Source organism: Vibrio fortis (genome assembly GCF_024347475.1).
GTDB lineage: Bacteria > Pseudomonadota > Gammaproteobacteria > Enterobacterales > Vibrionaceae > Vibrio > Vibrio fortis.
In genome coordinates this window covers 1,635,741-1,649,324 of record NZ_AP025487.1, presented here as the reverse complement: position 1 = coordinate 1,649,324, position 13,584 = coordinate 1,635,741, and the positions used below count along the sequence as shown (strand labels likewise).

Here is a 13,584-nt window from a genome sequence, read left to right as displayed (position 1 = left end):
AGTTCTCTCCAACGATTGACGTTAATGAAATGCCCAGCGAACAAGCGGTTTTAAGCCGTTGAATAGGGAAGATGAGCCGTTCTGGTTGATGACCTTGCGGTATAGGTTTTCAAATTGCTGAGTATTTGCTTCGATGGTGAGATCCGAGTGTGTTAAGTGATAAAGTTGACTCGCGAGGTCGCCTCGTAAATGCGCATCTGACATAAGTCGGGTCATCTGATGGCACATGTCATCGATAGGATTGCTAGGGTCAAATAAAAGACCGGTGCGATTATGGTGGATAAACTCGGGTATACCACCAACACGAGGAGCGATGACGGGTAGCCTCGCCAGTCCTGCTTCAGCAAGAACTAAACCAAAGGCTTCGTATCTCGCGCCGCTAATAAACGCGTCGACGTTACCACACAGCCAGTCTGCCACATCTTCTCTTTCTCCTACAAAGTGAACCTTAGACGCTAACCCTAAGTCGGTCGCTAATGCGATCAGGTTGCCTCTGTCCTCACCATCACCAATGACAATCAAGTGCGCATCTTGTTGAGATTGGATTCGATTCAGAGATTGAAGGATTAAATCAACACCTTTTCTGATTATCAACGAGCCAACGGTAATGAACACGAAGCTTGATTGCGGGATATCTAGCTCTTCTCGTACGTCTTTGTTTGTTGTTCGATGTTGAACGACACCATTGTGAATAACAGACAGCTGGTCTTGGGGATAGCCGTCATCAAGCAAGCCTTTACTGACATCGTGACTCACGCAGGCGATATTCGGTGAGAGGTGAAGCCCGAGTGTAAAACGATCTCGTAGTTGATAGTCACTATGAAGTTGAGTCACAACTGGCACGCCACACAGTTTGGCCGCGATACACATCCATTGGCATGGAGCGCCACTGTTGATATGAACAAGGTCAATCTTATGCTGTTTGATGAGGTCGGTAGCTTGCTTTAATTGAACACCCCATTGGTAAAGATTGAATCTTGGAGCATTCCAGCCAAACAACAATTGAAAAGGCGTGTGAACGATAGGTACTGACTGCTGTTTGAAGTGCTCGGCTAACGGTTCGCAATTGCTCCAAACCACAGGTCGAAATTTTGCCTTGTTCAAGCTAGCAACTAAATTGATTAAGCACGCTTCGCTACCACGAATCCAGTTATCACCGTAATGCACAAAGAGTATGTTCTTTTTGTTGTTCATGATTAAGCCTCACTCTCTACCAATTCAAAGACGCTGTCCCGATTTGGGATAATTTGTTTGTATAGAGTGAACATAGCAAGCGGAGTGCCAGTATGGATTGGTAATTAACTTATTGATTTTATGATAATTTAATTCTAACCGTTAAACGGATGTCAATTTGAGAATCAGTTTGATGGGTGATTTTTTAGATAAAAGATGAATATTCTATTTTGAGAAACAGAATGCCATGGACTTGAGAGAACATTGCAATATGAGAATCAGAGCCCGTAACACTGTAGCAATTGTGGGATAACAGCTTGGGGGGAGTAGGTATGATGAATAGTTTCAATCGCGTTTTGGCTGATGAACGTTCTTTCATTCTGAGAGAGGGATAGCCAACGGTTCGCGCACGCTGTAAGTTCTTCTGGTTGATTGGCGAGATAACCGTTCTCATTATGATTAATAAGTTGGGGCAAATTACCAACGGCGGTCGCAATCACAGGAATGCCGAGTGACATCGCTTCAAGTGCAGACATTGGTAAACCTTCGTAACGAGATGGGATAACAAGCAAGTCTATGCTTTGCCAAACGTGTTTCATGTTTTGCTGATGGCCATGAAAGGTACAGTTATCCGTTTTTAGTAACTCTAACCGTTCACGCTCGGGACCATCACCAAATAGATGAAACTGATGCTTGGGAAATTGGCTAGCCAAATCCAAAAATCGATCGGCAGCTTTCTCATGACTTAAGCGACCGACGAAGCCAAACCGGCATGACTCTGAACAAACATCATGAGAAATCTGGCGTTCTGGCATCGAAACAAAGTTATTGAGCAGTGTTGTTGTACTGGGAATCTTATCTTTGATTTTGTTGCTAACCACAAGCGAATGACTAGATAGAAAACCTGTGTAGCGATCGAGTGCATCATATAACCAAACGCGACCTTTTGGCGTTTCCCCCGCGTGATAGGTGGATACTTGGTAAAGTGAAAGGCGAGGGTTGAGCGTTTTGGTGAGCTTACCAATAATGCTGGATTTGTACCCGTGGCAGTGAAGTAGCTTGGGCTGGTAAGTTTCAACAGCTTGCTTGAGCTGTACTAATGGTGATCCTTGATTGGAAGCCAAATCCTGGAGAAAAGAGTAGTTGAGTTTGGTTTGTACTAGACGTTCAATGATCGGTGGTGCTGGCGAGTAAAGGGTGAGCAAAACAATGCGCACCATGTACTGATGCGCTTTGAGCCCTTTAGCTAACTCCAATACATGAGTTTCAATTCCCCCAAAAGTTTGGCTGTCGAGCAACAGCCAAATCTCTTGAGGTTCAATCTCGAGTGATTGAGCTGCGTTAGGCTTGGTTGTACTCATCTTCCGCTTCCCACGCCTGCTTCTTACGATAAACGGTAGAAGGGCTAAGCTCTAATAGCACAGCAGCATTTAAGACGTTACCGTCACAATGGTTAATTGCATTCTGGATAGCTTCTCGTTCGATCTTCCACATCGGACGAATACTACCATCAGCGGCGGTGAGAGCAGGGCCGCTGGTTTCCGCTGGTGTTTCGATTTGCTCTGGAGTCAATGGAGCTGGTTTGGCGACGGTTTCTGTTACGACCTCTCGAACGGGTTCTACTCGCTTAATCGGTGTCACGACTTTGCTACGGCCACCGGTTCCATTAATCGGGGCAGGAATCATCTCTTTGGTCACACTGGTTTCATTATTAAGAACAACAATATTGCGAATTATGTTCTGTAGCTGACGAACATTACCCGGCCATGGATAGTTCTTTAGCAAGACCTGCGCTTCTTTATCGATCGACTTAAACTTCTTGCCATCTTGCTTAGCGTAGATTTTCAGAAAGTGCTTACAAAGTGTGACAATGTCACTGCCTCGCTCACGCAGAGGTGGCATCTCAATAGGGACAACGTGAACGCGATAATAGAGGTCTTCTCTAAAGCGACCTTCCTCAACTTCTAGCAGCGGGTCGCGGTTGGTTGCACAGATGATTCGCACATCCACTTTGACTTCACGAGTTGCACCCAATGGCGTAAATGTACCCGTCTGTAAGAATCGCAGGAGCTTCTTCTGCATTTCGAGCTCCATTTCACAAAGCTCGTCGAGAAAGAGAGTACCGCCATGTGCTTGCATCGCCGCACCTTTTCTGTCGGTCGTTGCACCTGTAAACGCCCCTTTAACATGACCAAAGATCTCACTCTCCATCAGATCTCTAGGGATTGCGCCACAGTTAATCGCCACAAACGGTTTATCGCGGCGTTGACTCTCTTTGTGAATGGCTTCTGCACAGACTTCTTTACCTGTACCACTCTCGCCATTAATAAATACGCTGGCAGTGGTAGGGGCTACTGAATCGATGGTCTTGTACACAGCTTGCATCGGTAAGCAGGAACCAATAAACCCTTGGAAAGATTCTCTATCGAATTTACTTTTTATATCTTCAACTAGGTTTTCTAACTTGGCACGCTTAAGGTGCAGTTGTACTGAGGTTTTTAGGCGTTCTGCTTGGATTGGTTTTTCGAGAAAGTCTTCTGCACCGCGCTGAATGAGGCTCACAGCAATATCGACCGAACCATGAGCAGTCGCAATAACCACAGCAGTAGGGACTTCATTTTCAGTTATCCAATCCAGTACCTCTTCCCCTGACATATCAGGCAATTTAAGGTCGAGAATAACCAGTTGAGGGGTATGACGCTCAATAAATTTTTTAGCTTCCGCCCCTGTTTCGACGTGGAAAATGTCATAGGGCTCGTCTTTTACATACTGTTTGTATAAAACAGCTAATGAAGTGGAGTCTTCAACCAACAATACTTTAGGGCGCATTGTGTTATTCCTTTTGAATCTTGTCCTAACCAAACGTCAAAAATTACGTTTATCACTAAATTTCGTTTTGTATCTTTTAGTCTAGAGATTGATGTTTTGTTTTAGAAACCAAGCTCTTTTCGGTCTATCAGTGCCTGTATCGAGTCATCTGCAAGTGTGAGTAACTCATCTACACGTGTAAAAGCGATTTCGGTTTGCTTCTCTAAGCACTGACGTTCAATGTCCCGAGCTAGGGTAGAGAGTGCGCGGTTCCCTAGAGCGAGTGATGTACTGCCTAAAGTGTGTACTTCGAACTCAAGCGCTTCACCATCTTGGGATTCGGCTGCTTTTTTTATAGCATCAATACGTGTTTTAGACTCGGTCACATAGTGATCGATCAGAATAGGGATGACCTCTGCGCTGGTATCTACAATCATTTGCTGTAGAACTGATTCATCAACAAGGGCTTGGCTTTCAGTATTGGTAACTGTCATCGTAAATAGATCCGTCTATTGATTTCGGTGAACACTCGACGGTTACTCAGGGGTAACATCAACGAATAGCATGTAACGCAAATAGATATTTAAGTATTAGACATTTTTTAGAACAATTTCAACTGCTTGAATATGGAAGATCGTAAAAATGCCAAGCAAGGTGGGTTATGGGTGGTATGAGTAACATTGGAACAATAATAAATGCGCCCACTACCGTTTAATAAACGTACAGTGGGCGCTGTTCAGAAGCTGAATACTAGAGCCTAAGAGGCCTTATCAATCACGGGCTTTGGGGCAGTTTCAGTTTCTCCAGGTTCCGCAAAAATGTCGGCGACAGCACTTCGTTCGAGTTCACCTTTCAAGTTGCCTTCTTCGTCAACGACTGGCAATGAGTATTCGCAAGACATGGTATCTTGCAGAATCTCTTCGATAACAGCATCCGGGTTGACTGCTGGAACCTCTTCATAGATATCATCACTAAAGTCACTCACGCTGTTGTCTTCAACGGCATCTTGTAAGCTCTCTTTGGTCACGAGACCTTGATAACCCTCATCTGTAACATGGTAAGCATAATCGTGCTTCAACATCTTCATTTGAGCCAGTGCGCCCTCAATTGTTTCCGAAGTAATGCGATAGAGTGGAGGTTGCATTACTGTTTCAACGGTCAATGCTCGTGCACGGTTAACGTCTTTAACGAAAGCTTCTACGTAATCATCCGCAGGATGCAAAAGGATTTCATGCGGCGTGCCTTGTTGAACCAGTTCACCGTCTTTCAGGATCGCTATTCGGTCACCAAGTCGCAGCGCTTCGTCTAAATCGTGGGTAATGAAGATAATGGTTTTATGCAGTTTCTCTTGGAGCTCGATAAGCTGATCTTGCATCTCACTACGAATCAGTGGGTCGAGAGCTGAGAATGCTTCATCCATCAATAGGATTTCCGCATTAGTACAGAGCGCGCGTGACAAACCAACTCGCTGTTGCTGACCACCAGACAACTGAGCAGGGTATTGATTTTCATAGCCCTTAAGGCCAACCGTGTCTAACCATTCGGATGCTTTGGCTAATCGCGTTTCCTTTTTGATACCTTGGACCTCAAGCCCATAAGCGACATTTTCAACCACAGTACGGTGAGGCATTAATCCAAAGCGTTGGAAGACCATCGACATCTTGTGACGACGAAACTCTTCCAACTCTTTGGTGTTGAGGCTCATTACGTCGGTGCCTTCAACGGTGATTTTGCCTTCTGTTGGCTCAATCAAGCGATTGAAGTGGCGAATCAATGTCGACTTACCAGAGCCAGATAGCCCCATGATAACGAATATCTCACCACGATTGATTTCTAGATTTATCTCTTTCAGACCCACGGTATGACCCGTATCGGCAAGGATTTGGTCTTTGTTTTGACCATTATGAATACGCTCGATCACCGACTTTGGCTTGGGGCCGAATACTTTATACAGTCCGCTAATTTCAATCAGAGGCTTATTAGTCATGTTTAAACCCTCCTAAGTGAGCGTTAGTTCGTTTTGCGTACGCTTGTGACGCGCGGTCGAATAAAATGGCTAATGCCACGATAGCGAAACCATTAAGTAGACCTAAGGTGAAGTATTGGTTGGTAATTGACTTTAATACAGGTTGTCCTAGCCCTTTAACACCAATCATAGACGCGATTACCACCATCGACAGTGCCATCATGATGGTCTGGTTAATCCCTGCCATAATGGTTGGCATAGCCAAGGGAAGTTGAACGCCCCAAAGACGTTGCTTTTTATTGGCACCAAACGCGGTCGCTGCTTCAAGAACTTCTTTATCAACTAAACGAATACCTAGGTTGGTTAGACGAATCACAGGTGGGATAGCGTAAATCACAACCGCGATAAGCCCCGGGATCTTGCCGATACCAAGCAGCATGACTACAGGTATCAAATACACGAACGCTGGCATGGTTTGCATAATATCGAGGAGCGGTGTAACCATAGACTGGACGCGATTAGATCGTGCCATCGCAATTCCAATGGGAATACCCAAACATATCGACACTAAGGTACACACGGTAATGATACTGAGGGTGCGCATTGTGTCTTCCCACATCCCAAAGTAACCAATCAGAAGCAGTGAACCAACACAGCCTAATGCAAGTTTCCACGATCTGCTCGCAGCGTACACAAGAGCGGTACAAACAGCGAGAACTATAAACCAAGGGGTAGAGATCAAGAGTTTTTCAAACCAGACGAGGAAGGAGAGCAGAGGGTCAAAGAAAGATTCAATCATTTCGCCATATTCACGAGAAAAATCGCGGTAGGCGCCGTCTAGTGTTTTCTTAATTGCTCGTAAATCTGAGCGTTCCATTTCAGGAAAACTGGATAACCAGCTATTGTCAGCCATTTTATATCCTTATATTCCGAAGCGGTTGATGAGCTCAACCGCTTCGAATGCTGAATAACATCAAGTATAGCGACGTTATAATGTGTGATTTTATTGCGTTATAAACCCTTATAAGCAATAAACTGTTTACAGCTCTGCTTCCACTTTCTTAGCAACATCTTGAGATACCCAAGGGTGCCAAATGTCTGGATATTCGCTTAAAAAGTGCAGCATCGCTTCTTCACCGTCGGCTTGATTGTCTTCCATCCAAGCTAATAGAGCATTCATCTTGTCGTTAGTGAACCCACGTTTAGTGAAGTAGTCGTAGGCTTCTGGCGCACGACTTGCAAAGCTTTCGGTGGTAATGGTGTGTACTGGAGAAGGCGGGTACATTGTTGCTTTTGGATCTTCACACTCTTCTTGCGTCGTACAATTTACGAACTCATCTTTATCGACACCACTGCCAAAATCGACTTTAACCATGTCATATTTACCGAGCACCGCTGTTGGTGCCCAGTAATAACCAAACCACGCTTCTTCACGCTCATAAGCTTTGGCGATAGCCCCAGAGAGACCCGCACTAGAGCCTGGATCGACAATGCTAAAGCCACTCTCTTCGAGCGCTAATGCATTGAAGAGGTTGCCTGCACTGATTTGGCAGTTCCAACCTGCAGGGCAGCTGTAAAATGCGGATGTATCTGGATCTTCCGGATGTTTGAATAATTTGGCGTGTTTACGAACCCCTTCGATGGTCGCAATTTCAGGATATTGGCTCACTAGATATTTAGGTACCCAAAAACCCTCTTCACCACCGTTTACGAGTGCTTTACCCGCGTAACGGAGTCTTTTTTCTTCAACGCCTTTATCGAGCGCGGTTTTCAAACTGTTGCTCCAAAGTTCAGGGGCTACATCAGGTTGACCTTTTTCAATCATGGAGGTGCCAGTTGGCATGGTGTCGCCGGGAATCAATTCCGCGTCACAACCGTAGCCATGTTCTAGGATAAACCTATCGATATTGGCGATGAGTGTTGCAGAGTTCCAGTTCATGTCGGCGATTGTTACGCTGCCACATTCACCAGCGTTAGCGTTACTGGCTGCGGCGACTAACAAAAACATGGAGCTTAACTTGTATTTCATATTGAGGTTCCTTTCTCATTAAAGTTTGTAACTCGCAGAACAAGAACACAGGAGAGCTGTGTTTGATCATGGAGCTACTCTGAGTGGTATTGATGTGACGAGTCATATCCTTTGGTCGTCCTACGGGCTGGTTCCTAGCGAACTACGAAGGAACAGATAAATGCAGCAAGAGTGGTACCCAGTATTTATGACGAATCAACAAAAATTGACCACTTTTTATAAGTTTAGGGAATATCTGGATAAATTCCATGTTTGATCTGATTTGATTCCAGCATTAACTATGTAAGTCACACTATCGAAGATTAGTATGGTGTTTTTGTTGGAATTTTCATTGAAATGTAGTGATTTTCTGCGAAATTAATTGATTTTAAATAAAATCACTACATTTCGTAAGGCTAAATAGGGAGGTTTAAGAACTCATTTTGAGAAAGTTTGTTGCAAAGGTTGGTACGCCACTTTTGGGGAATAAACTTCATTCTGTTTAATTGACGCCCCAACTCTTGAGTGAAACTTGGTGCGTGTTTCATATTCATGATGGCACCAGATAGTAAAATACCATCAGTGGCTAGTAGTTGTTTCGCTTGTTCCAGTTGACTGGTTGTTGTCTCACCATAAGCGAGCACTAGTAGGGTGGAATCACAAGCATTGGCAACAGATTGTGCAGGGATATTACCTTTATTGACTTGCAATAGTGGCGAAGTATCTATTACTACACGGTCGTATTGCGTTAACCATTTGGCAACCGTACTTTTTAGCGTTGTAGGATCTTTAAACGCTAATTGAGTAGACGCTTCGCGCGGAGCAGGTACACCAACAAATAGTCGTTTAGACTCTTTGTGCTCAATCAACTGGCCCTGCTGTTCAAGGTTAACCAGGTCAAGGTCGTGGAACGCAGGGTTAAATAGATTTAAGTCGACATACAGAGTTGAGTGACCGGCAAGCATACAGCGCTCTGCAAATGCTGAAGCAATAGAGGTGACGCCGTCACCACTTTGGCAGGCGGTAATACATGTCGAACGGTAGCCATTAAGCTCTGCTGTTAAATAGAGCTTTTCGACTTCGGCTTGTGTGGCTGAAATAGTCATTATAGCGCTCCAATTAATACAATAGTTGTGGTTAGACGTAGAATGTCATCTAGGGTAACGCGAGCTTTCTCAATAAAGCTCTCACTACGATCTGGAATGTAAATTGTGTCACCAGCACGCAGAACGGGTAGGTGGTAAATGTTTGCGGTTTTGCTGAACTTAATCAGGTCAAACGTACGTGCTTGTCCCTGACAACAAGACATATTTACAACGGTTATTTTCTCTAGATATGCGTTTTCAGTTGGACCTGCGGCTTCTGCTAATAGGTCAAGAATCGTCATGTTGTCGTTAAACACGTAACGTCCAGGCTTGTTGACTGCACCCAATACTCGTACCGTTGACTCTTTAGATGTATCTAGCCAGTTCTTGTCTTTCTCAGGGATGTAGATCGTATCACCCGTGGTCACGCGAGGTAATATAGACTCGTCACCGGTTTCAAAGTAAAGCGATAGGTTTAGTTTGCTTACTTTCGCATAAGGTTTGTCTCTGTGAGTGACACGAATGTTGTGAATATCAGCGTCTTTGGTTGGGCCATCAGCCGCCGATAAGATATCTAAAAAGTGCATATCTTTGGTGAAGCGGTAACGACCCGGAGCATTTACTTGTCCAAACACATAAATAGACGCGTCTGAGCTTTGACGAACCCACTGAGATTTGTTGTCGGATGGGTCTTGAGGTAAGTCATGGATACGCACAATAGCCCCAGCTCGGATGAATGGCAGGTCTTCACGTGGTGCACCGTTTTTGATGTAGGCATCTAAATCGAAAACGGTAAGTTTGCGCCCGTTTACAACTTCAATTTTCGTTGTGTCTGCACGAAGAGTTGGACCGCCAACGTGAGCAAGAAGATCCATAAGATCCATTTCGTCAGACCATTCAATACGCCCTGGGCGAACGACTTCACCTATCACATTCACAGCGCGGTCTGGTGAAATCTTGAGCCAAGACTTCTCATTCATGTCAGTTTTTTCTGGAACAAAGATAGCGTCGCCCGGTTGGATTGCTGGCGGCTTCACTCCAAGTAAACCTTCTGTGTAAGCGGTTAAATCGAACTTAAGAACTTGACCGCTGGCTTTAATTACGCGGATCTGGCGTGACTCGGCGAATCGAGTTGGGCCACCTGCATTAGCTAGGATGTCCATGAAGGTCGCGCCTTTTTTGCCGTCGTATGCACCCGGCTCGGCGACCTCACCCATAACGTAAACGGTATTTGCGCCTGACTTAATCTCCACCTCTTGTTTAGGTACAAAGATTGTTGAACCAGGACGTAACACAGGCAGCAGGGATTCATCGCCCGAATCCAAGTACTGTTTTAGGTTGAATAGGGTGGGTGTGTTGTTTGAGATAACTCGAATCTGTTCAACGCCCGCGTAACGAGTTACGCCGCCAGAACGCATGATCACATCAACAAGATCGGTATTATCTTTGTAGGCAAAAGAGCCTGGTGCATTTACTTCACCGAACACTTTGATTGAGTTGCGAGAGTCGGCACTGTCACCAGAGTTAGCAAGCTTGGCCGCATCAAACTCTTGCTCAATGTTGCCGACGAGTGGAGACGCAGGTACGAAGATCGAATCTAGGGATTGTAATTGGGGTAACTGAGAATCATCGCCCGAGTCTAGAAAGCGTTTATAGTTAAACTCTTTTCTATCCGCACCACGTTTAAGAATCAATTTGTCCAACTGCGCACCTGGTCTTAAACCGCCAGCCGCGTATAACGCCATTTGAACGCTAGAGCCAAGCGATAATGTATATTCGCCGGGCTGTTCTACATAGCCTTGCACAGAAATTAGGATTTGTTGTTCTTTGATAAATACCGTCGCTGTCGAAAGGTCACGATAAGTTGTGCTTAGAGCGTCAATGACCACTTTCTCTAATTGTTGGTTGTCATAGCCAGCAACAAACACAGCGCCCACTTCTGGAAGCGTAATGCGTCCACGTTTATCAACTTGGAACCCTCTGTTCAAGCTCTCTTCACCAGGTACGTTAACTTGAATGAGGTCACCAACTTGAACTGCGTCGCTGAACTCCTCTTCCGCGTGTACAGATGTAAAGATGAAAGCAAAGAAGCATAGAAGCGTAGTGATTAGAGTTTTCATAGCGAATCTCCCATCATTTCAGCATTATCTGGAGAGACAACCTCAATACTCACACGGCGGTTAGTCAGACGAGTGCCTTCAGATTGACCCTCGAACAATGGCACCGTCTCACCAACAGAGACTGCTTTAATGCGAGTTGGGCTCAATCCGAAAATGGTCAGGTAACGCTCTACTTGTTGAGCTCTGCCTAAAGCCAGCTTATCGTTGTATTCTTCAGTACCTGTCGCGTCAGCATGGCCTGTCACGATTAAATCTAGCGTTGGATGATCTTTTAAGATCGCACTTGCCTCGGCTAGGTGACCTATGTATTTCGGGTTAACTTCCGTGGAGTTACGAGCAAACTGATTATCTACATTGAGTAAGTCGTAAAGCTGTTCAATAACGGACAGTTGCAATCTGAATTGGGATTCATTTTTAGGCGGAGCACATCGCGCTTGTGAAGTTACGTAATCTAAGCGAGTCTCTAAGTCGTTTAGGCGTTTGCGCTGAATCACTAGGTCATTGGCGGCATCAAGAAGAAGGCCACCTTGAAGCTCACGTGCAATGCGGTTTTGCTTTTCTATCGCTTGAACCACCGCTGCAGGGAAACACCAACGCGCACCTTCTTGAATGAGGGAATCTAAATGAAGTTTCGCTAACTGCCAGTCGAATCTCAGACCATGCTCTGGGCCTAGTGGCTCATCGGGCATTACTGGAGAAAAATCGGCGTTTTGATAATTAATTGAGTCATAACTTTCTGCCAAGCCTCCTGTGCCATGTTCTGGATAGCTGCTGCAACCCACAACAAGGGCAGACAGGGGAAGGGCTATGTAGTAATTCCATTTATTCATGCCAACGTCCTTTGAGTTTTTATTATAGTTATGTCTATCTTTAGCTTAGTGGAACTTTATGAATTCGCAGCCTTTTTTGAGTTAACAGGGATCGCGTGACCGATTCGAAGCAGATTCATGATTTCCAGTGGTTGACCTGTTACGTTTTCTAAACGCATATTACGTTCGCGTTCCGTTAGTCGCTTGAACATGTAAACAATCGCGCCAACACCTGATGAGTCAAGAAACTGAACTTGACTGAAGTCGATCTCTACTTCCGGATGAAGGTCGTTTGTAATTACATCATCGATGTCTGGTTGTACTTTGCGACTGCCAGAAGCATCTAGGTCGCCAAAGATTGAAAGAGTTAGAGTTGAATTGTTTAGCTCAATTTTACGTAGTTCCATGATGTCTCTCCTTGAAGCTGTTACTTTTCTTTTTTAGTTTTCTCTTACATTGCAGACTCTGTGCCAATTTTATTTCCCATTATTTTCAATAGTTTAGCTGTATGGTTTGGTATTTCTCAGAATAGGAAATGGCGTTTTCTCAATATGAGAATGAAAAAGAGTGGGCTTCATGGGGGCAACAACACATCCAAAATGAAAATGAAACGACGGTGATTATAGTTTTGGTGAGTGTGTCGCATCGGAACCATTCAGGCAGTGAAAGTTAATGCAGGGGGTTCTTAAATTGGAGAAGGACGTTCAATCATGGAATGACAATGACTTTAAACAAATTGACGATCGCCACCTTGCTTGCTCTTTCACCCCACCTCAGTGCAGGAATCCAACCGACCTATCAAGTGATGTTGGCCAACCATTACGATCAACACATCGACATCAATGAGTATTGGCAAAGTGAAAAGCTTGATGGAGTCAGGGCAATTTGGGACGGTCAGCACCTTTATACGAGAAATGGGAATCGTATCTATGCGCCTTCTTGGTTTACAGACCCATTACCACCAATACGTTTGGAAGGAGAGCTTTGGGCGGGAAGGGATCGGTTTCACATTGTCCAGTCAACCGTTCTGGATACGACACCCGTTGATCAAGCTTGGGGTCAGATAGAGTTCATGCTGTTTGATATGCCAGGTGCAGCGGGCGATTACCAGAAGCGCTATTACAACATCATTGATTGGGTCAAACGAATCAATCGAAAACACATCCATTATGTCGAACACTACCCAATAGAGAGCGAAGCCGCGCTGTATACCCAACTCGATAATATCGATAACGAAAAGGGTGAGGGTATTATGTTGAGAAAAATTACTAGTCGCTATCAAGGCGGACGCAGCAACGATCTTCTCAAACTAAAACGTCATCATGATGCAGAAGCGATTGTGGTTGGCTATAAGAGTGGTACTGGGAAGTATTCGGGAATGATGGGCTCATTGTTAGTTCATACAGAGAAAGGCGTGCAATTCTATATTGGTACTGGGTTCACTGATGAGATGCGGTTAGATCCACCACAAATCGGAAGTCGAATCACTTTCCGCTACAATGGGTTCACGCAAAATGGGAAACCCAAATTTGCCCGCTTTGTTAGAGAGAAAGACGAATACTAAAAGAGCCCTTGGTACAGGGCTCTTTGTTGTCATGAAGTCTAGGAATATCGC

12 protein-coding genes are annotated in these 13,584 nt (G+C 44.8%); 1 reads left to right on the top strand and 11 read right to left on the bottom strand.

The window, feature by feature from the left end; translation table 11 throughout:
- Positions 1–21: 21 nt before the first annotated feature.
- The 11 genes from OCV50_RS07090 to OCV50_RS07040 all read right to left on the bottom strand — a co-directional run bounded on the left by OCV50_RS07090 (position 22) and on the right by OCV50_RS07040 (position 12,376).
- Positions 22–1,194, bottom strand: coding sequence for a glycosyltransferase (locus tag OCV50_RS07090; protein WP_261902581.1), 1,173 nt, complete (start codon positions 1,192–1,194; stop codon positions 22–24).
- Between the two features lie 257 nt (positions 1,195–1,451).
- Positions 1,452–2,534 carry a glycosyltransferase family 4 protein gene (locus OCV50_RS07085; RefSeq protein ID WP_261902580.1) on the bottom strand — a complete coding sequence of 361 codons (1,083 nt, stop codon included), beginning with the start codon at positions 2,532–2,534 and terminating at the stop codon, positions 1,452–1,454.
- The gene (locus OCV50_RS07080) at positions 2,515–4,002 is read right to left on the bottom strand and encodes a sigma-54-dependent transcriptional regulator (protein WP_261902579.1); all 1,488 of its coding nucleotides are present in this window, start codon (positions 4,000–4,002) and stop codon (positions 2,515–2,517) included. The genes OCV50_RS07085 and OCV50_RS07080 overlap by 20 nt, the downstream gene beginning before the upstream one ends.
- 101 nt (positions 4,003–4,103) lie before the next feature.
- The gene (locus OCV50_RS07075; RefSeq protein ID WP_261902578.1) at positions 4,104–4,475 is read right to left on the bottom strand and encodes an Hpt domain-containing protein; all 372 of its coding nucleotides are present in this window, start codon (positions 4,473–4,475) and stop codon (positions 4,104–4,106) included.
- A gap of 263 nt (positions 4,476–4,738) precedes the next feature.
- A complete protein-coding gene (locus tag OCV50_RS07070; protein ID WP_261902577.1) occupies positions 4,739–5,968 on the bottom strand; it encodes a quaternary amine ABC transporter ATP-binding protein in 1,230 nt (409 codons plus the stop codon).
- A complete protein-coding gene (locus OCV50_RS07065; RefSeq protein ID WP_239840890.1) occupies positions 5,961–6,860 on the bottom strand; it encodes an ABC transporter permease in 900 nt (299 codons plus the stop codon). Before OCV50_RS07065 ends, OCV50_RS07070 begins: the two co-directional genes overlap by 8 nt.
- Positions 6,861–6,986: 126 nt before the next feature.
- Positions 6,987–7,976 carry an ABC transporter substrate-binding protein gene (locus OCV50_RS07060; protein ID WP_239840889.1) on the bottom strand — a complete coding sequence of 330 codons (990 nt, stop codon included), beginning with the start codon at positions 7,974–7,976 and terminating at the stop codon, positions 6,987–6,989.
- Between the two features lie 395 nt (positions 7,977–8,371).
- Positions 8,372–9,061: a P-loop NTPase family protein gene (locus OCV50_RS07055; RefSeq protein WP_261902576.1), complete on the bottom strand. Its 690-nt coding sequence runs from the start codon at positions 9,059–9,061 to the stop codon at positions 8,372–8,374.
- Positions 9,061–11,160, bottom strand: coding sequence for an SLBB domain-containing protein (locus OCV50_RS07050; protein ID WP_261902575.1), 2,100 nt, complete (start codon positions 11,158–11,160; stop codon positions 9,061–9,063). The genes OCV50_RS07055 and OCV50_RS07050 overlap by 1 nt, the downstream gene beginning before the upstream one ends.
- Positions 11,157–11,990: an OmpA family protein gene (locus OCV50_RS07045; RefSeq protein ID WP_261902574.1), complete on the bottom strand. Its 834-nt coding sequence runs from the start codon at positions 11,988–11,990 to the stop codon at positions 11,157–11,159. Before OCV50_RS07045 ends, OCV50_RS07050 begins: the two co-directional genes overlap by 4 nt.
- 56 nt (positions 11,991–12,046) lie before the next feature.
- Complete coding sequence (locus tag OCV50_RS07040; RefSeq protein ID WP_239840885.1) at positions 12,047–12,376, bottom strand: STAS domain-containing protein; 330 nt, start codon at positions 12,374–12,376, stop codon at positions 12,047–12,049.
- A 314-nt stretch (positions 12,377–12,690) separates the two neighbouring features.
- Between OCV50_RS07040 and OCV50_RS07035 the strand changes: the two genes are divergently transcribed.
- Positions 12,691–13,533 carry a DNA ligase gene (locus tag OCV50_RS07035; RefSeq protein ID WP_239840884.1) on the top strand — a complete coding sequence of 281 codons (843 nt, stop codon included), beginning with the start codon at positions 12,691–12,693 and terminating at the stop codon, positions 13,531–13,533.
- Positions 13,534–13,584 lie beyond the last annotated feature (51 nt).

Bases quoted from the DNA above. Each gene is read 5' to 3' on its own strand.
- OCV50_RS07080 (WP_261902579.1), bottom strand. From the start codon at position 4,002: ATGCGCCCTAAAGTATTGTTGGTTGAAGACTCCACTTCATTAGCTGTT.
- OCV50_RS07070 (WP_261902577.1), bottom strand. From the start codon at position 5,968: ATGACTAATAAGCCTCTGATTGAAATTAGCGGACTGTATAAAGTATTC.
- OCV50_RS07040 (WP_239840885.1), bottom strand. From the start codon at position 12,376: ATGGAACTACGTAAAATTGAGCTAAACAATTCAACTCTAACTCTTTCA.
- OCV50_RS07085 (WP_261902580.1), bottom strand. From the start codon at position 2,534: ATGAGTACAACCAAGCCTAACGCAGCTCAATCACTCGAGATTGAACCT.
- OCV50_RS07055 (WP_261902576.1), bottom strand. From the start codon at position 9,061: ATGACTATTTCAGCCACACAAGCCGAAGTCGAAAAGCTCTATTTAACA.
- OCV50_RS07090 (WP_261902581.1), bottom strand. From the start codon at position 1,194: ATGAACAACAAAAAGAACATACTCTTTGTGCATTACGGTGATAACTGG.
- OCV50_RS07045 (WP_261902574.1), bottom strand. From the start codon at position 11,990: ATGAATAAATGGAATTACTACATAGCCCTTCCCCTGTCTGCCCTTGTT.
- OCV50_RS07050 (WP_261902575.1), bottom strand. From the start codon at position 11,160: ATGAAAACTCTAATCACTACGCTTCTATGCTTCTTTGCTTTCATCTTT.
- OCV50_RS07065 (WP_239840890.1), bottom strand. From the start codon at position 6,860: ATGGCTGACAATAGCTGGTTATCCAGTTTTCCTGAAATGGAACGCTCA.
- OCV50_RS07075 (WP_261902578.1), bottom strand. From the start codon at position 4,475: ATGACAGTTACCAATACTGAAAGCCAAGCCCTTGTTGATGAATCAGTT.
- OCV50_RS07060 (WP_239840889.1), bottom strand. From the start codon at position 7,976: ATGAAATACAAGTTAAGCTCCATGTTTTTGTTAGTCGCCGCAGCCAGT.
- OCV50_RS07035 (WP_239840884.1), top strand. From the start codon at position 12,691: ATGACTTTAAACAAATTGACGATCGCCACCTTGCTTGCTCTTTCACCC.